This window comes from Cyclobacterium sp. 1_MG-2023, assembly GCF_030546805.1.
GTDB lineage: Bacteria > Bacteroidota > Bacteroidia > Cytophagales > Cyclobacteriaceae > Cyclobacterium.
This window is the reverse complement of record NZ_JAUOPC010000011.1, coordinates 130,999-154,181: the sequence shown is the minus strand read 5'-3', so window position 1 is coordinate 154,181 and position 23,183 is coordinate 130,999. Positions and strand designations below refer to the sequence as shown.

Genomic DNA, 23,183 nt, shown 5'->3' with positions numbered 1-23,183 from the left:
ACCTATCTCAAATATTGGGTTGAACATTAACAATTCAGAACGTCAATTACCAAGCATTAAGCTTTCTCTAGTAAGTTTTAGCAAACTTACTAGAGAAAGCTTTTACTAAGGAGTCAATTATTTTTTCAATTTCACTTTTTTACTTTTCATTTTTTGCGGCAACATGGATACATTGCCTTCTTTATCGCTGATAAATAAACGAGATTCAGAAGATTTTCTGCCATGGCCATCTGCCCAAATGGCATAAAAATCAGGATGTGCATTGACCGGTCTTCTTGCATAGGTGTGATTATAGGGACTATCAGCAGTCATTTGCTTAACCAACTCCCAAGATTTTCCTTGATCAGTGCTTTGCCAAAGGGCAATTTCTCCTCCCGGGTTATAGGGCTGTGGCCCTACTTCAGTAGGAGCGATTATACGCCAAGTACCTTTTTCATCAATATACAGGGAACCCATGTCGTAGTTATTATCGGAAGTGGTAACGTCGTTGATTTCCCACTCCGATCCATTCCATCGGGCTGTCCTCCAAGTTCTAGGGCCATTTTGTGGCCCTGCTTCAAAGCCTTTGGAGGTTATAAATAGAATTACAGGCCTGTTTTCATTGTCATAGGTAATGTCCTTCATATAGACATTAAGGTCCTCATCGTAATAATTGTAAACCAACCCTGCATTTTCAATGGAAGTCAAAGGTAAAGACAAAGGAGTACCATCGGCTGCTCTCCACGTTTCCCCAAAATCAGGTGATTCCACATAATAAAGGTTGGTTCGCCAGTTTAAGCCGTTCTTTTCTTTGGTATCCGGATGAAAATTAAAGGCAGAGCCAACCAACTCATTTCCAACAGCACTTATTTGGTAATGCCCTTTTTTGATGGCTGCGATGCGTTTCCATTCTGACCAGTTTTTCCCATCCCGGCTTGTCATAAAGCAGATCGTCCGGTCTGCAGGATATTTGTACCGTGTAAAAAAGCTTACAAAGCCCTTATCCGGAACATTCCAAGTCTGCATATAGGAGAAGTTATCCAGGGGCACTTTTTCTCCATTTTCTAATTTATTAGCCTCCACCACTTCAAATGATTTTATATCATAGGGTTTGCGGCTTCTGTGAACATAAGAAGGCCTAGAAGTACCATGGGAGGTAGAGAATAAATAAATATAACCATCCTTGTCTATAGAAATGATGGGGTTGTCATGCGCATCTATGGTATTCTTATCCAACACTAAGGTTGGCTTGGGCACTTCCCCGGTTTCATGATCATAGTAGGAAACCATGTGAAACAAAGTAGAATTTTCAGCATTTGTTCCTCCATAACAAAAGAAGGTTTTATTTACCTCTTTCCGGTAAATTGCTATTGGATTGTGCTTGGCAGTATAAGTGGCCAATCCTCCGCTATATTTAAATTTATATTCATTGTCCAATGGCTGGTTCATGTACCATATTCCATTGTAGCCATCCTGTTTTTTATTGATCAATACACCTTCATGCATTTGCAAATCAGTATGTAATTTAGCATTTAAGTCTTTTTTTGTTTGATCCTTTGACTTGTCTTGTCTTTGGACTGAACATCGGATAGAGACCAAGGATACCAAGATCAGTAGGAAAATTGACGCTTTTTTCATGTATTATATTTATTTAATATTAAACTGTTTAAACCAAAATTGTAATGAATCTCCTGCTCAGCTTTACTGTTTTGCCCACCAAACAGGTATTTCATAAATGGTTTGGTCATTGATTGTTGCTGGTGTATTGGGATTTCTATTGACCTCAGAAGGCGGATAAGGCAACCTTAATGGAGTTCCTTGGGGGTCGTTCATTTGAGGTATACCTGTTCTTCGGTAGTCATTATAAGCCTCTATGGATTGAAACATCCAAAAAGAAATGTTTTTCTGACCAATAATATGGTCCATACTCAAATTATTTGCCCCGGGAAAAACAGTACCTTGGTCTAAGTATTCATCTATTTCACCCTCAGAAATTCCAGACCTTCTGCAAGCCGATTCAACAGCTTCTTGATAAGCCACATAAGCTTCCTCATTTAATCCCAACCTAAACTTTGCCTCTGCCTCCAAAAATTTCATTTCATCATAAGTAATCAAGGGCTGTGGTGCCTCGTCATACAGAACCGTTTCTGTTGATGGTGCTGAATAAACGGAATGGGTCTGATCTGACTGGGCTTGTCCGGTTGGAGCGCCAACAAATTCATCATTTATTCTGGTAAACCATCTGTTTGCCCTGGGGTCAGTATAGTCCGAATCGTTAAAACTGTTGACTAAATCAAGGAAGGTCTGGCTTACCGCATAGGTTTGTTCGGACTTCTGCCATCCGGCCCATGGGTTATCATTGGTATTTCCCGACAGGTAACCATCAAAAATCATCCCTTCATCTTCAGATTCGAAAGTGTTTGCTAGGGCATCTATCACATTTTGGGCTGAAGCTTCCGGTTGTATATTACTTAACCTATTGTAAAAGCGTGCTTTTAGCCCATAGGCAGCCTTTTTCCACATTTCTGTATCCCCTTCATAAATGAGGTCAAACCTTGAAATATCCCCAATGGACTCCCTATCCAGGTCTACTATGGCCTCATCAAGCAAGTTTTGCAAAAAGGCATATATGGTCTCCTGATTATCAAATGTCGGCGAGCGATTTTCGCTTCCTTTATTTGCTTCAGAATGGGGCATCTCCCCAAAGAAATCTGTTCCAACACTCAAAGTATAAGCGTAGAGCACTTTAGCGATACCTACGGCATGAAATTGACCTTCTTCGTTCCCTCCTTCTGAACCTTTTTCGATAATGGTGTTAAGATCTTTTAAAGTATAGTAAGTACTGCCCCAAACATTATCATTTACATTAAAAGGCATTCTTGGATTAAGGTGTACATTGGTCGTATGTTCTACAAAAAAACAAGCATACTCTCCACCACCATCTCCCGCAACACCGTGTACTGTGCTGACGGTAACTTGAGGCAATAAAAGGCTTATGGGAACATCTGTTGAAGCATTGGGATTTTTATTGATATCATCCAAGATGTCTTCACTGCAGGAAATCAAAATTCCTGATACCAATGCAATGAATAAAAGATTTATATATTTCATAACTATTTCTTATTTTGGGTTTAAAAATCTACTCTTATACCACCACCAAAACTCTTGGTTTGTGGATAGGAATTGTAAGATTCCGCCTCATTGGTATTGAACATTTCCGGATCGAAATGTGGCATGGCTGCGCTCAGGAGCAAATTCCTTCCTACGAAAAAAACTGAGGCTTTTCGAATAAATGTATTTTGCAACCAATCCGTGGGAAAGCGGTAATCCAATCTCAATTCTCTAAGCCGAACAAAGGTGGCATCATAGACATTGGCTTCGCTGATAGGGTCATCATTAACCCTGTAAAAATCAAATCCTTTCTGAATGGTAATATTATTATCCCCTTCTACAACAAGGTTACCTTGGTCATAGTACCCCATTTTTCCGGGAAAGATTTGATCAGCTTCCCTATTTTCAGTTTCACTAAGGATCCCATATAGTTTTCCTAACCTATTGTAACCCGAAGAAACTTTCCCCCCTTTGCGCCAATCAATTTGAGCTGAAATAGAGAAATTTTTAAAATTGAAACTATTGAGGAAACTCATGTCAAAATCAGGTTGGGCACTGCCTAAAATAACCTGACTTGTAGTCCTTAAAGGCATTCCATAGCGTGTATTGGCATTGCCATTTGAAAGCGTAGCTCTGCTGTCTACAACTATTTCTCCACTACTCGGATCTCTTGCATAGCCAAATCCTCTAAGAGAAGGATATTCCTCACCTTCTACAGCCACGGATTGCACCCTAAACCCACCTAATTCGAGCTGGTCAATCCCTTCTGCTAAACTGATCACTCTGTTGGTGTAAGTGGTAAAATTTGTGGTCAGGTTCCAAGAGAAACTTTCTGTGGAAATAGGTGTTAAATTAAGCATGATTTCGTGGCCTTTGACACTCATCTCTCCGGCATTCCTCAATTCACTGCTATAGCCTGTAGATATGGCAATTGGCACCCTATAGATTTGTCCGTCAGATTTGGAATCATAATAGGTATAATCCAATCCTACCCTATCATTAAAAAACCTTAAATCTACGCCTATTTCAAAGGTTCTCGTGTTTTCAGGCTTCAAATCTGAGCTGTTTAAAGCATTACTAAGTGTAAATGCATTCATCCCTTGGTAAGGAAAAGTAAACCCGCCAACAGCGGCACCGGGTACAAAAAGAGTAGAGGTAGAAAATATTGGCCCTGCCTGGCCAACCTCTGCCACACTGGCCCTAAACTTACCAAATGTGAGAATTTTTTCCGGCACAGATAAAAACTCAGTAAATACCACACCTGTACCTATGGAAGGATAAAAAAACGAGCGGTTTCCTCGCGGCATATTTGAAACAATATCATTCCTACCGGTAGCATTAAGAAATACCGAATTTAGCCATGAAACTGAAAGATTTCCATAAAAACCAACCACCCTACTTCTAGACAAATACTCATTGGTTGTTTGAACAGCTGTATTTGAAATATGGTGAAAACCTCCAATCACTAAATCTGATCCATTACTTGAAATGGAGTTGCCTCTAATATCATAAACTTCATTCCCAAGCAAAAACTCCATATTAAAATCACTCCCAAAATTTTTGCTGATATTGAGGTTCAAATTGGAATTGATTTGCCGCTGATTTACCATACTGTTACTAATACTTCCTCCACTAGGTGGATCGGTTCTCCCACTACCCGAACCTTTCTCTATTACCCTTTTATTTTGTGTCGTATATTCATCTAAACCAATTCTATAATTGATCGACAACCAATCTAATGGCTCGTAATCAAAACTAAGGTTACCAAATGTCCTTGAGGTTCTATTCTCAGAATAATTATTTTCCATGGCCCAGTAAAAATTATCATGTTGCCCTCTAAAATTAATCTGCTGAAATGGGTCTCCCGGTACATGGGTAGGCTTTCCTTTTAAATTATATGAAGGAGGTATCGCAAAAGTACCCCACCATGGTAGTTCTGTGCCTTCTATTAGGTTATTTGAATAATTAATGGATGTATTAACTTTTAATTTATCTGTCAGATTATATCCGCCTGCGACTTTAATATTCATCCTTTGCATGCCTGTATTTTTCAATATGCCTTCTTGATTGGCCATACCTACATTGATTGCATAATTCCCTTTATCCAAAGCATTTGAAATGGATAGGTTGGTATTGGATGTCCCTCCGGTCCTAAACAGGTCTCCTACATTGTCATAAACAGCCGCTTCTTCCAATTCTCCAAGTTGATTGGTATAAACACCCATTTCGTCAATTCTTGGTCCCCAAGAGAATGCTGAATAAGGAAGAAATACTCCTCTTTCTCCTTGTCCATAGGTGGTCTGTAAATCCGGCTTTCTAGATAACTGATCAAAATTGTAATTGCTTTCCAAAGTAACTGTAGGCTTCCCTCCATTTGCTCCTTCTCCTTTTTTCGTTTCTATCACTACAACTCCATTAGAAGCCCTTAAGCCATACAATGCCGCTGCGGTTGGTCCCTTAAGCACATTCATCGACTTTATATCATTTGGATTAAGATCAATGGTACGGCCTCCACTCGAAATTGGCATTCCATCCACTACATATAGTGGTTCATTGTTTCCAACAAACGATCGACTACCTCTAATATTAATTTTGGAAGTACTACCTGGCGCACCGGAACTTTGTTTTACTATCACCCCGGCAATCTTACCCTGAATGCTATTGACCAAATTAGTGTTCCCAACTGCTGAAAGTTTGTCCCCTTCTAATTCTTGAACAGCGTAACTCAGCGACTTTTTTTCTTTCTTTATCCCAAAAGCAGTCACCACAACCTCTTCCAGTGAGGAGGCATCTTGAATCATTTGTATATCAATTACATTAGAATTTCCTACAGTTCTACGCTGACTTTCAAATCCTACAAAGGAATAAACCAATACATTCCCTTCTTCTGCATCCAAGGTGTAATTGCCATTAAAATCAGTGACGGTACCCACACTTGTGCCTTCAATAATGATGGTAACCCCCGGCAAAGGCAACCCTTGATCATCTGTCACCCTTCCTGATATTTCAATGAACAATTCAGAGACGACTACTTTTTGGTGATTTCGATTACGTTTTGATTTTTGAACGTGGATATTTTGATTAACCTGCTTAAAATCTAAACCTGTCTGATTGGAAATCTTTACCAGCAAATTATAAATGCTTTGGTTTGACTGTGCAATAAATAGTTCCGGTAGGTTTTTAATTTCTCTATTTAGGTAGACAAAATTAAATTCCGAAACCTTCTCAATTTTAGAAAAGGCCTCCTTTACAGTAACTCCCTCTAAAGGTATTTGTACTTTTACTTCTTCAATACTCTTCACTTGCATCTTTACCTCTCTAGCCAATAGCAGCCCTGTAGACATGCATTGGATAAGAAAGAGAAAGGCAAATACTTTCATCATGCGAACCACATGATTTTGTAAATAATTTTTCATACAATTTTGGGTTTATGTTAATTTATAAATTGAGTAATTTAAAGGGTAAATACTTTTTACAATTTGGTGATGCTTTTTTCTTTGCTTAGGAGAAAAACACCTTTCACCAAATCTCTTGGTTTAACTTACCTATTCATTTCATTGGTTATTAAATTCAATTGTTACCTTCTCACCTGTTATATTGTATTCAATTTGAAGGGTATGCTTCAAGCCTTCCATTACATTTTTAAGGGTTTCATCTTGAAATTTCCCTGAAATATTAAGGTTCTCTTTGGACACATTATGAATTTCAAAAGACACACCATACCAATTTTCCAAAACCCTAATCGCTTCAGAAAAGGTTGTATTATCGAATACAATTAATTTTCTTGTCCACCCCAAAACTTCATCTTCATCAAAGGTCACCTTGCTTATTTCACCATTCTTATGAGGAATGTTTAAAACTTCTTTTTCCTTTAATAATATGCTGTCCCTTCTTATTTTAGGAATCCCAACAGCTACCTTTCCTGTGATTAAAGCCACCTTTACATCCTCTTTTTCATAGGCTTTAATGTTAAAAGACGTCCCAATGGCAGTGGTAGAAACCCCTCCGGCAGTGACAGTTAAAGGCTTTTCGGAATTTGGGAAAACATCAAAAAATGCCTCTCCTTCTAAATAAACTTCTCTTCTTTTTAGGTCTACATTATCATTATAAGTCAATACACTACCTGAATTAAGAATAACTTTTGTTCCGTCTTGAAGCGTGATACTTGACTTTATACCCGGTGGTGCTTGATAGGATTTGACAGATGCAATAGCAGAACGCTCAGTATCCATATTTGGCTGAAACTGATTTAGTATGAGGTAGCCTATACCTATCAAAAACAACAAAACCACAGCAACTCTAAGGAATGCCGTCAAAACCGATGGATTTAAAGTTGATTTAAAATCCTGCTGCTTGCCTGAATGAGGCAATGGCTTTGTTGTGATTATTCTTTTTGCCTCCCTCCCAAAAGTTGATTCAACAGTATGACTATCGATGTTTTGCCACATCTGGTCAAACTCAAAAGGCTGAAGCGGATACTGATCTGAAAATAAATCGAGTATAATATTTTTCGCCTCCTCAACCTCCTTAGCTGAAACTTGATCCTTAGACTGGGAATTTCTCCAGATTCTTTCAGACTTAAAATCAGGAGTCAAAACCCATTTTCTGAATGCTTCATTCAGAATTAAGTCTCTTACATTTTCATTCAAATAATTCATCATGGTGGATTTTCATAGACATGTGTCAGAAATTGCACATATCTATCCTCCTGATTGAAAAAAAATTTATTTTTTTATTCTTTAATTCAAATTTTAAAAAAATAAGCCTCAACATTGGTTGAGTTAAAATTTATCTAGCCCAAAAAAAATCAACAAAAGGGTTATTAATTTGCGAAGGTTATTAATGGCCTTCCAAGTCAAAGTGTATACCGATTGAACATTAATCCCCATGATTTCAGCAATTTGCTTATGCGGAATATTTTCAAAAAACACATGAATAATTACTTGCTTTTGCCTAGAGGGTAGCAAATTTAAAGCTGATTTTAATCTAGGATTGGGTTCCTCTTCAGTGGATTCGTATTTACTTTCATGATGATACATCTGTTCTTCCAAAACATCTGTATGCATAAATTGCTCGATTTCCTTTCTTTTTACTCTAACTTTAATTTCTTTTTTGACCTTATTTGAAAGCGCCTTAAAAATGTAATTTTTTACATGCTCTACTTTTCTAGTATTTTCTCGGTATTTCCATAAGTCAATAAAAAGATCTTGGATACAATCCTTTACAAGTTCCCTGTCTGCCTTTATACGTAATCCAAAAGCCATTAATTCATAAGCATAAAGACTGAACATTCCCTCTAGGCCCGACTTATCCCCCTCCATAATCAGCTCCCAATATCGATCCTCCTTGGATCGATCCAAAGCCTCTTTATCCTTTTTAGATTCGACCATGATTTTGAAGGTTATTTCAATAATTACTCATAATCACCTAATTTAATCTATTTATATCAAAGTAAAATTATAAATATCTTCTATTTTTATCCCCTACTTTGTCCAAACTTTATTAAGTAATATTGCTGCTGTATCTACAATTTTATATCCAGCTTCGGGTTCTAAGCGTGTCCAGCTTATGGGAGAGCCGGAATATCCCCCACCAAGTAATCCATAAATAGTTGGGCAGTATCCATTGTATCCATCTGTCATCCCCACCACTATGGTGCTTTCTCCCGGACTCCTTCTTTTAATATCAAGGCCAAACTGACTAAACAACTCACATGGTTGGGTTACCATGGCAAGCCCTCCAATTCTTAGGCCATGAACAGGCAAAACATCAAAGGGGTTTTCACCAAAAGTTTCTTGAAGGTGTACCGATCCAAAGGCCATGATCATTTCCATACCTCGAATAGGCTCACCTTCATCAATCCGCTTTAGAATTGCCTGAGATTTGACAAGTGTACCGGTATCGGGCAACCTAACTTTAACTTTTAAATCATGGTACTCATGGGCCAGTTTAGGGCTTGTTTCATATGTTATGCTTTCATATAGTCGCATGGTCTCCTTTACCACCTGCTCAGTAATTCTAGCCATTTTCTCTTCATCAGATTCAGACTTTTTATCCAGCATATTTTCCATGCTGATATCTCCTTGCGCACCATTGAGAAACAGCACGGGAAGGTCATCCCTGAATTTTTCTCTGAAGGTCTTCCTCACTTCCCCGGGGAAATCCGAAGAAAATACCCCGTCGGCATAAAAAATGGTGGGATGGGTGGTATTATGGTAAAGGATTGACAATAGGTTTCCCTTAAGATCTGCAGCGAACATGGCCAAATGCTGTGGATCATCAGGCCCTTCCAAACCTGCAAAATCTGCTCTTCCCGCATCGCCATGCATTGAATGGGTCCCATCTGCCCAAGTTAAGCGACGGTTGTAGCCTATCTGCGCCTTACCTTCAGCCCAACCGATTTTTCCAGGTACTGCGTTTTTAACAGCTTCTTTTGCCAATGAAACCATCCTTGGTACCAAGCTTTCCATATAAGCTGTATCAAGAGGCATCAAATAGTTGGTTTTCACCAGAGAGGGACCTCCATGGGTATGGGTCGATGAAATTAATATATCTCTAGGCATAATCCCTGTAGCTACACCCATGGCTTCCCGCAACCTTACATTCAACCCCGCTTCCATACCAACCAAATCACAACTAACCAATAGCACTTGAAACCTTCCTTTGGAAATGTAAAGTCCATTGGCTTCTAAGTCATCTCTAACTTTGGTGGCTTTTTTGGGTACCCCGGCTCCCTGAACCCAGCTGTTTAATTCCGGGGTAATTACTGTCGAAGCCGCGCCAATTTTTAAAATTTCCGATTGTCCAAGGCCGGAAAGCGGATTAATTAAAATTATGACCCAAAGGAGATGAATTAATGGCTTCAATTTTAACATTTTAATATTTTTTTAGGTTAATTTTCATTTCTTCTAAAATCTCTTGGTAGGACGGTTGATCGATGATATTATTCAGCTCATAGGGGTCTTTTTTTAAATCATACAATTCATCCATATTTTGAAGATCGGTATATTGGATGTATTTAAACTGAGTGGACCGAATGCCCTTATACCCCATATTGACCATCCTTGGCCAAACCTTATCCGAATAGTATTCCATATAAAATGATGTTCTCCAGTTATCCGGCTCTTCTCCATTAATTAAAGGTTTCAAAGACCTTCCATCCATCAAACTATCCTTTTCAACCCCGGCAAAATCAAGCAATGTGGGAGCCAAATCGATATTCAAAGCCATCTGATCTACAGGAAATCCTTTTCCGGTAAGGGGGAGGTATCGGAAAAGCAAAGGAATTCGCAAGGACTCTTCATAAGCCAATCTCCTTTCTTCATTTAAACCATGCTCTCCATAAAAATACCCATGATCTCCGGTGAATACCACAATGGTATTATTGTCCAGTTTTTCACTTTTGAGCAGATCAAGAATTTCACCCAGGCCTTCATCAATGGCCATCAACATTTCTGCTCGGCTTTTTATCACTTCCTCCTTGGTCGCTGTAGCTTTGCCTAATTCCGGCAACCCTTCAATTTCTCGCATCAATGCAGGTTTATCTTTAGGGGTAACAAAGGCATTTGGTCGGCGTTTAAAAATGGCCCCCTTATACTTGTCCTTATGTCTCTTGGCAGGGACAAAACCCCCGTCTCCAATATTGGTAACCTTGCCAGAGGCATCTTGATGAAGGTTAGGATGTAGGCCCTTATGAGAAAGATATAATAGAAAAGGTTTACTCCGTTTTTGATTTATAAAATCAAGTGAATAGGCTGTTAAAATATCGGTAACATATCCTTCTCGATGTGTTTCTGTTCCGTTCACATTAAATTCCGGGTCGATTGCTTTTCCTTGTCCTTTTAGTGCCACCCATTGATCAAATCCGGGTCTTGGGGTATTGTCATTGCCCATATGCCACTTTCCAATAAAAGCGGTTTCATAGCCCTCCTTCTGTAATTTAGCCGGAAATGTTTTCAATTGATGACTTAAAGTGCTTCTATCCGTATTGTCAATGATTCCATGGGAAAAGGCATACTTACCTGTTAAAAAACTTGCCCTACTTGGGGAGCATAAAGGTGTGGTAGCGAAGGCATTCTTAAATAAAACAGCATTTGTGGCCAACCTGTCAATATTTGGCGTTTGGATATAATTGTGTCCTCCAAGGCCAAATTCATCCCAACGTAAATCATCTACCAATACAAACACAATATTGGGAGCCGGTTTATTTAAGACTGATGTTTCATTATTCTCGGATTTACAGCCTAAAAACACCAAGATTAAGCTCAAGAAAACAGCAGTTCTCTTAAACTGAAGATGAAAATTTAAAAGGTACATTCTTTATTGTTTAAGGTAGGGCAATATTGCCTCTTGCGGCCATATGTTGCTCCAAAATCTTGCTCATTTCTAAAATGATCTTTTGATTTTCTGGATCCGCCGCAATATTTTGATTTTCATTTGGGTCTATTGTTAAATCAAATAGCATATTGGCTTTTACTTGCCCGGATTTATTATAGAATTCAGTATAAGAATGGGTCTTGGTAATGATTGTTTCTCCTCCTAAATTGGACCTACCAAACAAGGCTTTTTTACCCTCAGAGCTTTGACTTTCAAGAATACTTGCAAAGCTTTTTCCTTGTAGGTGAAAAGGTGGATTAATACCTGCCAGCTCACACAATGTTGGGAAAATATCCACGGTTTCCACCAATGCCTCATGTTTTACGTCAGTTGATTTACCCGGAACTTTAAATATTAAGGGTATCTTCAAAGAGGTGCTAAAATTGGAATGTTTGCACCAGAGCCCATGTTCCCCCAATTGCCAGCCATGGTCTCCCCACAACACCACTATGGTTTCCTCATCCAAGCCTAGGTTTTCCAGCGCATCCAACACCCTACCTATTTGAGCATCCACATAGCTAACGCTAGCATAGTAACCATGAATTAGCTTTTTTGAAAGACTTTTTGATAATGGTCCTTTTTCAGGAATATTGGAATAAGCACGAAGTTCACTGTATTCATGAAGGGCTTCTTTAGGTGCATTATGAGGGGGGTGAAAATTACCAGGCAACTGAATCTCAGTTTCATCATAAAGTTCCCAATACTTTTGGGGTGCATTAAATGGTAAATGAGGCTTTTTAAATCCAACCGTCAAAAAGAAGGATTCCCCACTGGCTCTAAATTGCTGTAATTTCTCCACCGCTTTGGTAGCTATTTTCCCATCCTGATAGACCTCATCTGCAATCTCTGGACTTTCAAATGCAGGACCTCTTTTGGGTAAATTGTGATTATTTCTTGGATTTGAATTGAATTGTCTATCTTCATTGCGTTTTTTAAAAATGTCAATGCTTTCTTCTGCTTGATAATCCCAATCAGTGGTGGTGATAACCGGTCTCCATATTTCATCCCAGCTACCTTTACCGTCATTAAAATTGTTATAAACCTTTCCTAGAGAGCCTGTGGTATAATGGTTATTTTTAAAATGCATGGGCAAGCTTACAATTCCCGGAACATCCGTATCTTGGGAACAATTCCATCCATTAAACCGATTGGAACTCCCATATAAGCCGGATAAAAGTATGGCCCTGCTTGGCCCACATACAGGATAGTTGACATAAGCACGATTAAATAACTGCCCCATCCTTGCCAACCTATCAATATTGGGAGATTTAATAAGAGACTGCCCATAGCAAGCCAATTCTGGTCGCAGATCATCCACCATAATAAACAGAATATTAGGCTTTTTTAAAGCATTTTTAGTCAGCTGAGCATGGCTTTGGAAAGCTAAACTTACAAGCATAAAAAACACAATAAATTTTCTCAACATAAACTCAAAAGTTAATTAAATGGCTGAACTGGTTTGTGATTTCTTTTTCTAATAGTAATTCTATGAAGAGATCAAGCAATCTATTCTGATGGAAATTACTGATTACTCAATTTCATTTTATAAATTATCATAATCACTCATTAAATCCAAATGAAATTTTATGAAGTGAAAATATACATGCCAAACGATAGTGATTCCCTAAAAAATACTGTGTTATGCCTAGGCCTGTATTCCTCCCGACATGAACCATTACTTATCACTTTTATAGGCTACTTCTAGAAAAACTTATACGTTAAAAAATAAAAAAACTGGCCAATATTAATTCAGAAGGAATCAATATTGGCCAGTCCTATTCTAATAGGTGATTTTTGAAAGCAATTATACCACCCTACTTACAGATTCCCATAGGTCAGCATTGTTGCCCAACTCCTCTTTAAGAGGAAGGGTGATTTCATTCAAATGACTGATCATATCTGGGGTAAGCTTAACTTCCATGGTTTTTAAGTTTTTCTTTACCTGATCGGCATTTCTACCGCCCACAATGGGAGCAGCCACACCCTCTTGAGCCAAAAGCCAAGCAAGGCTAAGGTTACCCATTGAAATATTGTTTTCATCAGCAAAACGCTTAATTTTATTTAAAGTTTGAAAGGTCAATGCTTCACATCCTTCATCCTGATGCCTGGCTTGTGGTCTGTCCTTTGAAAAGTGCCTTGTTCTTGCCCTATCATCAGGTACTTCAGCAGCAGAAGCAAATTTACCTGTAAGTAATCCTTGCATAATGGGTGAGTAACACAAGATTGGCACATTATCAGTTACACATTGAGGCAGAATGCTGAATTCTATGGCCCTAAAGATTAAATTATAGGCCATTTGATTGCTACTGATTGTAAAGCCTGAGTCTTTGCAAGTATCCAAACTTTTGTTTCCGAAATTAGACACCCCATAAGCCCTAATTTTCCCATCATCTTTTAGCTTTTGGAGTGCACCAAGCGTGTCTACCAAAGGTATTTCAGGATTTGGCCAATGTAGTTGGTAAAGATCAATATAATCCGTCTTAAGGTTCTTCAGCCCTTTTTCGCAGGCTTTGATTACATTTTCGGGAAGAAAGTCCTGTGGGCCTACCTTAGAAGCGATAATGATATCTTGCCTTTTGTCACCCAAGGCTTCTGCCAAAAGGTTTTCAGAAGCACCATTGCCATAAGCCTCTGCGGTATCAAATGTAGAAATCCCCTTATCAAATGCTTCACGCATCGCATCCAAAGAGTCTTTCTTGTCCTGATGCCCCCAATTAAAACCGCCTACCACAGCCCAACATCCAAAAATTAATCTTGAAATTTCAAAATCTGCATGAGGCAACTTATAATTTTCCATAATTATTATTAATTTTTATATAAAATAATCTATTGAATTTTTAATTTTCGACAATCATAAATCCCAAATTCACCTTTAAACCCGCTACTTAAGTGGATCCATCTGTATTGCATCATACTGGAAATTTAGCCGGCTAAAGGAAATTATATCTTCTTCATATATGCATACCCTACCAGAAATGATAACAAGATTTTCAAGTAATAACCAATCAATTGTTATACCATTTCCCTATTTGGTACCAAAAGATAGGTTGCTTAAAAACCCGGCAATATAAGCTGCTTGCTTGGCTCGGGTTTCCTGCCCAAAATGAACATGATCAGTAAAAAGGCCTTCTCCAAGGTTTAAAGTAAATTGATGAAGGTCTATGATCGGAACCTTTCGAGATTCAAATATAGTATCTGCTACTTCATTGTATATAGCCACATCAGCAGCATATCTATGAAAAGTTTGCTGTTTAGAATTATGTTGAGTATCATCCACCGGAGTGGTTCTCACCCAAACCATTGAGATACCATTTTTAGCTACTAGGTCATAGATCTGCTCAAGGTTTTGCTTATAGGTTTCTAAGTCCACCTGTTTTTTCCCGGTTTGTACATCCGTCTTGATGTCATGAAGACCGCAATTGACCAACAGTACATCCGGCCGGAAATTGGGTGCTTTAAGTTTATTCTGCAAATAAGCCAAAACCCTATCAGAATCACCTCCATTGGCATATTTAGGTTTTTCTGTACTTTCAGGACTGGAGGGTTCTTCTCTTTTTCTATCATAGGAGTATTGCCCCTTAAGGTATTGCTCCAAATATGGGCCATATTGCATGGAAATGCTGTCACCTACTACAAACAACTTAGGTTCAGTAGCATTGTTCCAATAAGTAGTTAAAAGCCCTATTGCCAGAATTAATAAAGTTTTATTTACCATTATCATACACCTTAAGGATTACTTTTCTAGTCCCACTGAAATGCATTTGCAGACAGGGTTTTGCTCTCTTGCAAAATTTTTGCCTTGACGCCACCATTTCTTCATTTGATAAGGATCAAAAATAAGTGAATTCTCTGTCAGTTGGGCAGGAGGATAATAAAAGTTCAACTTAACTTCACGATTTCCACTTAACAATTCACCTATTTTTATATCATCACTGCTGATCTGGTCCAACATAAAATCAAAAGCCCTGGTGGTAAGCTCCAAGGCATTTCTCACGGGCCTTTTCAACTCCCTTCCCGCTTTTGCCTTCAAAACGATTACATCTACTTCAGTTGCTCCTCTGTAAATGGCTTCAGAAATAGGGACCAAGTCTGCAAATCCTCCATCTGCATACTCACTTCCATCTTTTTCCAAAAGACTCATAAATGGTACAATATTGGACGAAGCCCAAATCCATTGACAAAAATCTATATAGGAGCAATCTTTCAGCCTTTTGTATTCCACGGTATTTGTACTCAGATTAGACACCGTAACATATACTTCAGCTGTGTTGTCCTTCATCCTTTCAAAGTCTGAAGGGGTAATGATCTTTTTAATCAACTTAAAAAGGTTTTTGCTTTCACCAAAAGTTTTTTTTCCCTTCAAAAACATTTTGATTATTCCTAAGTGATTGATGCGGGTCTTAAATACTCCCTTATCTTTATATACAATAAATGGATTGGAACTAAAAATTGAATCTTGAGTAACCGTTGTATAAATCGCCCTGATTTTTTCAATCTCGTCTATAGAGAGCAAGGGAACCAACAAACTGCCGGTAGAAGTACCGACAAATATATCATAGTTGAAATTACATTCTCTTATCAGGTATTCGGCAATTCCTCCTCCAAAGGCACCTTTGCTTCCTCCTCCGGAAATAACCAATGCTCTTTTATTTTGCATTCTTTAAAATTTGAAATAATTCATTTAACAAATTTAACCTGAATATCTTCCAACAGAATTTCAGACAAAAGTTTGAGTTCTCCATTTTTAAACAATTCAGCTAAATCTTCAACGGGTATGGACTCGTCTTCAGGTTTATAGTTTTCATAGTCTTGTAAGAATAAACCCGAGACTTCGTGGGTATTGATTGCTTTTCTAAACCTAAGACCTCCTCCATCAGTGTGGTAGGAATAGGCCAAATAGTCTATTAAATAAGTTTCTTTGTTGATCCAATACAAGAATTCGTCTTCAAAATCTTCTCCCCCTCCATCTTTTTCAAAGGTAACTTTTATTAAATGATAATCCTTACCCTCGATTATTTCAGAACCCAATGATTTTTTGATGACAGCTGCATCATTTAGGCCATAGGGCAAAAATGCAAAATAAGCTACAGAATTAACAGAATTAGTATAGGCAAGCTTGTCCTCCTCAAACAAAGCCACCATTTCACCGTCCACTTCTCTACTAAAGCCTTCCTTGTTTAAGACATCTACAGTTTTTTTACCCTCATCAGTAAATGCACGAGTATAACTATAAGAATTAGGTGATTTAAATATCTTGTATTGCCTTTCCCTAAAGGTAAAGCTTATTTCTGCAGATTTGTACAAGTCTCCTCCGTGGGCCTCAATTGATTGATTTACGATGTTTTCGGCCTCATTCGGTGCTTTGCATGCTACTGCTAAGACTATTAATAACAATAGGTACCATTCCTTTCCCTTCGGTTTTGTTTTCATACTTAACATTCTTCCAAACAAACCTAATATTAAACCTTTACCTGCATATTTCATAACTATTCTACTTTTTAGCCCCTATTATTCTCTGCCTTTTGTTTCAATAATATCTTTTAATTATAGCAAACCAAACGTCCTAAGAAAGTAATGGATAATGACCATAATCAATAAATTGACACCTCTTAATTCAAATTTTTTTTAATAAACCGGGTTATTACAAGTATTTAGAGGCTAATCAGATCTACCAATGATAAACCTTTAATCCTTTTATAAATTAAACCAATAAAAAAGAAACGTACCAACGAATTTAAGGTTGTACCCAATAATAAGTTTAGGCACAATTGCCTTTTTCATCGGTATTACAACGGGATTATACCTTTAGACAAAAAGGGACAAGCCATTTCGAAATTATAATTTATTTTTTGGAATAATAGACCTAGCACCTAAGTATTAATTATTGCTTTTGAATAGTTCAATTATCTCACCTTTTGACCCTAACTTAGGCACATTAACCAATTGATTATCAATTACCCACCAACAAATTCCTTCTTCTGAATTGTTTTTAAGTATTGCCAATTGTTTACTCAAAAGAACCATTTTTAAGCATAGCTACTTAGGTATTAAAAGTTTTACGTAATTTTTTTTACGTATTTTTACTTATTTTTAAAAACATGTATTACCTTAGCAGTCAAATAGAGCGGACGAAGTTTCGTAATTAGGTGTAAACATTATTGCCAATTGTAAATTTTACGAAACAAATATTCTTTACAAAACACTATATATCAATTATTTAATATTAGAACCAAACAAGCAAAGCTATTTTGAGTCCCAATTGACACAAGCGTATAATTACGTAATTAATATATTATTAGAATAGCCGGTGATTGTACATCCTAAGGCTAGAAAAATAAAAGAAGGCCAAATGCAATCGAATAGAACCAAGGCTCGAATTAAGATTCAATAATTCTCAGGAAAAATGACAGAAATTCCTACTTGTATACAAGAAAGCATGCCATAACAAATTTAATCTCGACTAAAAACTAAAGCTATGAAACCACTTATCAATAAAGCGACATCCATCAATCTTTTAGATTTTAAATCTCCACAGATGCGTGCCTTCCATCTTTCTTGGTTTGCCTTCTTTCTATGTTTTTTTGGTTGGTTTGGCATTGCACCATTAATGGCCATCGTTAGGGACGAATTGAATCTATCAAAATCGCAAATTGGCAATATCATTATTGCATCGGTCTCTATTACCGTGTTAGGCAGGTTATTTATCGGTTGGCTAGTGGATCGAATAGGGCCTAGAATTACTTATACCTACCTATTGCTTATTGGCTCTATCCCGGTGATACTTATTGGCTTGAGCAATAGCTATGAAAGCTTTCTATTGTTTCGATTGGCCATAGGTGTGATTGGAGCTTCTTTTGTAATCACCCAATACCACACCTCAGTAATGTTTGCTCCAAATGTGGTTGGAACAGCCAATGCCACGTCGGCAGGTTGGGGAAACATGGGTGGTGGGGTCACTCAAATGATCATGCCACTTATCTTTGGTTTTTTTGTTTCCTTAGGCTTTATGGAAAGCAGTGCTTGGAGATATGCCATGATGATTCCCGGATTTGCGATGATTCTTACGGCTTTTGCTTATTACAAATGGACAACGGATTTTCCGGAAGGAAACATTAAAGACCTTAAAAAGAACAATCCGGATTTTAAAATTAAGAAAAACAGTAGCCAGAAGGGGGCGTTGAAAGAAGCACTTTCAGACAAAAGAGTTTGGGCATTGTTCTTAATATATGGTGCTTGTTTCGGTATAGAACTTACCATAAATAATATTGCAGCAATTTATTACCATGATTTCTTTGATTTAAACTTGAAAACAGCCGGGTTAATCGCCGGTTTGTTTGGCCTGATGAATTTATTCGCAAGGTCTTTAGGTGGCTTTTTTGGAGATAAGGCAGGAATCAAATGGGGCTTAAAAGGGCGGGTAGCATTTCTCGGAATTGTCTTATTGATAGAGGGAATTGCCTTGGTGGTTTTTTCCCAAATGACCATTTTGCCATTGGCGATAGGATCCATGGTTGTATTTAGTCTTTTTGTTCAGATGGCAGAAGGGGCGACCTTTTCAGTGGTACCTTTTATCAACAAAAAGGCCATAGGAATGGTCTCAGGAATTGTAGGTGCAGGAGGAAATGTAGGTGCAGTAATGGCTGGATTTTTATTTAAAATGGAAGGCTTGAGTTACAGTCAGTCATTGTCTATTATGGGTATTGCGGTAACAGCAGTAAGTGCTTGTTCACTAATAATCAGGTTTTCCAATGTCGATGAAAGCGTGGCAAAGGAGGAATTGGACAAATCTCTGGAACACAAAGCCGCACTTCAAGCAGAATTGGTACGCAGTTGAACCTAGCAAAAATAAGAAATCCTTTCTTTAAGAATCTCCAGTAATTACCTGCTTTTTATCAACTATTTGTAAGGGCTCATCTATTAATACTAAAGAAATTTTAAAGACCAGCCGTGATAAAAAGCAAAATTCAATCCCAATTCACTATGTCAACTCAGGAAGAATTAAGTTATAAAAGTACCTGCTCCTATTGCGGGGTAGGCTGCGGGGTCATTGTTAATAAAGATAAGAAAGGTGAAATCAGCCTAAAAGGAGATCCGGACCATCCTGTAAACAAGGGAATGCTATGTTCCAAAGGAATGAATTTAAACTATGTAGTAGCAGATGATTCTGACCGATTATTACAACCTCAAATGCGTTGGGGAAAATCCCATCCTCTGGAAAAAGTGGATTGGGACACAGCTTTAGAGAGGGCAAGTGCAGTTTTTAAATCCATCATAGAAAAGCACGGACCGGATGCGGTCGCCTTCTATGTTTCCGGTCAATGTTTAACTGAAGAATACTACCTTGTCAACAAGCTCACTAAGGGTTTCTTGAAAACCAACAATATTGACACCAACTCAAGGCTTTGCATGAGTTCTGCTGTTATGGGCTATATCAAAACGCTGGGTGAAGATAGTGTACCTATCTCCTATGATGACATAGAATTGGCAGACTGCTTCTTTGTAGCCGGTGCCAACCCCGCTTGGTGCCATCCCATTCTTTGGAGAAGAATAGAGCAACATAAGGAAGAAAATCCTGAGGTAAAAATAATTGTTGCAGATCCAAGGGCCACCCAAAGTTGTTCCATCGCTGATCTCCACTTGCAACTTCACCCCGGTACGGATGAAGTTCTTTTCTTGGCAATTGGTAGGTGTATTATTGAACAGGGTGACATTGACCTGGCATTTATAAAAAACCATACAGATGGGTTTGATGCTTATAAGGATCAGGTAATGAAAACTACTTTGGAAGAGGCCTCAGAAATATGTGGTGTACCCATAGAAGACATAAAACTGGCCGCCTCCTATATAGGCAATGCCAAAGCTTTTCTTTCACTCTGGACCATGGGGCTTAATCAAAGTGCGGATGGGGTGAACAAAAACCTGGCATTAATAGACCTAAATTTAATTACAGGTCATATTGGGAAACCGGGATCGGGACCATTTAGTTTAACAGGGCAACCCAATGCGATGGGTGGTAGAGAAGTAGGTGGAATGGCTACACTGTTGGCTTGCCACAAGAATTTAGGCAATCCTGAACACCGCAAGGAAGTGGCAGATTTCTGGGGCGTGGATAATATTTCAGCCAATCCGGGAAAAACTGCCACACAAATATTTGAGGGCATAGAAGATGGTTCCATTAAAGCGCTATGGGTAATATGTACCAACCCTTTGGTGAGCATGCCCGAGGCTAGAAAAGTAGAAAAAGCCCTAAAAAAAGCAAGGTTTGTGGTGGTACAGGATATTTCTAATAAGAATGAAACCATACCCTATGCCGACCTAGTACTTCCTGCAGCAGGCTGGGGTGAGAAGGAAGGGACCATGACCAATTCTGAAAGAAGAATAAGTCACCTCAGCCCATTCAAGACTCCCCCGGGAGAAGCACTTCCGGATGCAGAAATCTTGATTCGGTTTGCCAAAAAAATGAATTTTCCCGGTTTTGACTTCAGTAATATGGCTGAAGTTTATGCCGAATATTGCCAGTTGACAAAAAACACTAACATTGACATCTCCGGTTTAGATTATGACTATTTGAAGCAGCAGGGCACTGTCCAATGGCCATTTTTAAATAAGGCCCAAGGTGGCACCAAACGATTATTTACAGATCACCAATTCTATACGCCTAACCAGCGTGCACAAATTTTAACTTCAGGACTGAAAAACAGCTATGAAAAACCAAGGCCTGAATTCCCGCTTATTTTAACCACAGGTAGGATTCGAGACCAGTGGCACACCATGACCAGGACCGGAAAAGTCAATAAATTAAACAGCCATATCCCCAGTCCTTTTTTAGAAATTCATCCGGATGATGCCAAAGAAAGAGGCATAAAAGAAGGAGATACCGTATTGGTATCAGGGGTGAGAGGAGAAGTTAGGATACATGCACAGCTTACTGATAAAATTAAAAAGGGTATGGTGTTTATGCCCATGCACTGGGGGAAAATATTAGGTAACGATTTTGCCAGGGCCAATAATTTGACAGGAAACACCATGGATCCGGTTTCTAAGCAACCCGATTTTAAGTATTCGGTGGTACAGGTGGCTCTGTATAAAACAGTAAAACAAAAGATCGTGATAATAGGGGCCGGAGCTGCAGCCTATCGCTTCATTAATTCTTACAGAGAATTCAATCAGGAAGATGAAATCCATGTGTTCTCTAAAGAAAAGCATCCATTTTACAACAGGGTTTTACTACCCGATTATGTAAATGCACATAAAAACTGGAATGATTTGTTAAAATTCAAATCACCTGCAGCAATGGACAAGCTTAACATTAAACTGTTTGTGGAAAATGGTATAGAATCTATAGATCGATCTAATAAAACAGTTACTGATGAAAAAGGTAAAGTTCATCATTATGGAACGCTCATATTAGCTACGGGTAGTCGGGCGTTCGTACCGCCGGATGCTCCCATGCATTTACCTGGTGTATTTACCATGAGAAATAGAGAAAATGCAGATGACCTAAAAAAATATTTAAACTATAAAGGCCATGTACTTATTGCAGGAGGAGGTTTATTGGGTTTAGAATTGGCTGCAGCACTTAGAGAAATAGACATGAAGGTGACCATCGTCCAATTGGGTTCCCGCTTAATGGAAAGGCAATTGGATCCTTTGGCAAGTTCACTTTTAAGAGAAAGACTGGAAGAAATGGGCGTACAGCTGTTTATGAACAATCAACTGTCTTTATTGGAGTCTCATGGGGACAATAAAAACATTACTGCAAACCTCAAAAGTGGGCAAAGTATCGCTTGCAATGCGGTGGTTTATGCCATCGGGACTCGACCTAATATAGAATTGGGAAAATCAGCGGGATTAATCTGTGGTAGGGGATTAAAAGTAAATGACTACCTGCAGACCAGTGACCCTGATATCTTTGCCATGGGAGAAATTGCTGAACATAAAGGCAAGCTCAATGGAATAACCGCCGCGGCTGAATCTCAAGCAGACACAGCTTCCAGATACATAACCGGTGATTTGCTCAGCAGTTACAAGGGCAGTGTTCCCATGAATATTTTGAAATTTGCGGATCTGGATCTCTGCTCCATAGGCATTCCGGAAAAGCCGGCCAATGCTGAAGGTTACGAAGAAATACTTTTGATAGATTCTGCTCAAACCTATTATAAAAAATGCATCGTCTACAAAGACCGCTTGGTGGGCGCAATTCTGATGGGGGATAAGTCTGAATTTGCCGAATTCAAAAAATTAATTGAGGAAAAAACTGAATTGTCCAGCAAGCGGCAGGAACTCCTTAGAGGCAGTTCAAGCAAAGAAGAAGTCATCGGAGAAGTGGTATGCTCCTGTGGGCAAGTTGGAAAAGGAAATCTAACAAAAGCCATACAATCCGGGTGCAAGGAATTTAGGGCCCTTTGCCAGCAAACCGGTGCAGGACTGGGATGTGGGAGCTGCAAGCCTGAGGTCAAAGAAATCTTAGATGATGCACTGATGGTTAGCATTCAGGTATAGACAATTGTACATCTTTCTTCCGGCATTCGGGTCAAAAAGAATTACCTTGACAATTGAGCGAAAGCCTATAAATTTACAATGCAACGGCAACTTGAAAAGAAAACATGTTTAACCTCAGCCAATAATGAGGCTTGAATTTTAAGGACCAAAGCAAATTACACCAAATTGAATTGAGCAGGGCATAAATGCATATTTTAAAGGCCCAAAAAATAAAA

14 protein-coding genes are annotated in these 23,183 nt (G+C 38.5%); 2 read left to right on the top strand and 12 right to left on the bottom strand.

All coding sequences use genetic code 11. The annotated features are described in order from the left end of the window. Positions 1-117: 117 nt before the first annotated feature. The 12 genes from Q4534_RS17495 to Q4534_RS17440 form a co-directional block, all read right to left on the bottom strand. Complete coding sequence (locus Q4534_RS17495) at positions 118-1,617, bottom strand: BNR-4 repeat-containing protein (protein WP_303614444.1); 1,500 nt, start codon at positions 1,615-1,617, stop codon at positions 118-120. A gap of 63 nt (positions 1,618-1,680) precedes the next feature. After that, positions 1,681-3,090, bottom strand: a complete 1,410-nt coding sequence (locus Q4534_RS17490) for a SusD/RagB family nutrient-binding outer membrane lipoprotein (RefSeq protein WP_303614443.1) — start codon at positions 3,088-3,090, stop codon at positions 1,681-1,683. A 20-nt stretch (positions 3,091-3,110) separates the two neighbouring features. After that, a complete protein-coding gene (locus tag Q4534_RS17485; RefSeq protein WP_303614442.1) occupies positions 3,111-6,506 on the bottom strand; it encodes a SusC/RagA family TonB-linked outer membrane protein in 3,396 nt (1,131 codons plus the stop codon). A gap of 138 nt (positions 6,507-6,644) precedes the next feature. After that, positions 6,645-7,751, bottom strand: coding sequence for a FecR family protein (locus tag Q4534_RS17480; RefSeq protein ID WP_303614441.1), 1,107 nt, complete (start codon positions 7,749-7,751; stop codon positions 6,645-6,647). Positions 7,752-7,871: 120 nt separating this feature from the next. After that, positions 7,872-8,480 (bottom strand): RNA polymerase sigma factor, encoded by a 609-nt coding sequence (locus Q4534_RS17475; RefSeq protein ID WP_303614440.1) that lies wholly within the window; start codon positions 8,478-8,480, stop codon positions 7,872-7,874. Between the two features lie 93 nt (positions 8,481-8,573). Further along, a complete protein-coding gene (locus Q4534_RS17470; RefSeq protein WP_303614439.1) occupies positions 8,574-9,965 on the bottom strand; it encodes a hypothetical protein in 1,392 nt (463 codons plus the stop codon). A 1-nt stretch (position 9,966) separates the two neighbouring features. Then, a complete protein-coding gene (locus tag Q4534_RS17465) occupies positions 9,967-11,406 on the bottom strand; it encodes a sulfatase (RefSeq protein WP_303614438.1) in 1,440 nt (479 codons plus the stop codon). 10 nt (positions 11,407-11,416) lie between these two features. Continuing rightward, positions 11,417-12,892: a sulfatase gene (locus Q4534_RS17460; protein ID WP_303614437.1), complete on the bottom strand. Its 1,476-nt coding sequence runs from the start codon at positions 12,890-12,892 to the stop codon at positions 11,417-11,419. A 378-nt stretch (positions 12,893-13,270) separates the two neighbouring features. Continuing rightward, complete coding sequence (locus Q4534_RS17455) at positions 13,271-14,263, bottom strand: aldo/keto reductase (protein ID WP_303614436.1); 993 nt, start codon at positions 14,261-14,263, stop codon at positions 13,271-13,273. Positions 14,264-14,491: 228 nt separating this feature from the next. After that, positions 14,492-15,181 (bottom strand): SGNH/GDSL hydrolase family protein, encoded by a 690-nt coding sequence (locus tag Q4534_RS17450; protein ID WP_303614435.1) that lies wholly within the window; start codon positions 15,179-15,181, stop codon positions 14,492-14,494. An 18-nt stretch (positions 15,182-15,199) separates the two neighbouring features. Further along, positions 15,200-16,123 carry a patatin family protein gene (locus Q4534_RS17445; RefSeq protein WP_303614434.1) on the bottom strand — a complete coding sequence of 308 codons (924 nt, stop codon included), beginning with the start codon at positions 16,121-16,123 and terminating at the stop codon, positions 15,200-15,202. 20 nt (positions 16,124-16,143) lie between these two features. Next, complete coding sequence (locus Q4534_RS17440; RefSeq protein ID WP_303614433.1) at positions 16,144-16,896, bottom strand: DUF6503 family protein; 753 nt, start codon at positions 16,894-16,896, stop codon at positions 16,144-16,146. A 1,045-nt stretch (positions 16,897-17,941) separates the two neighbouring features. On the opposite strand from Q4534_RS17440, the gene Q4534_RS17435 reads away from it, so the two are divergent. Next, positions 17,942-19,300, top strand: a complete 1,359-nt coding sequence (locus tag Q4534_RS17435) for a NarK family nitrate/nitrite MFS transporter (protein WP_303614432.1) — start codon at positions 17,942-17,944, stop codon at positions 19,298-19,300. A 146-nt stretch (positions 19,301-19,446) separates the two neighbouring features. After that, positions 19,447-22,968, top strand: coding sequence for a nitrate reductase (locus Q4534_RS17430; RefSeq protein ID WP_303614431.1), 3,522 nt, complete (start codon positions 19,447-19,449; stop codon positions 22,966-22,968). The last annotated feature ends 215 nt before the right edge of the window (positions 22,969-23,183 follow it).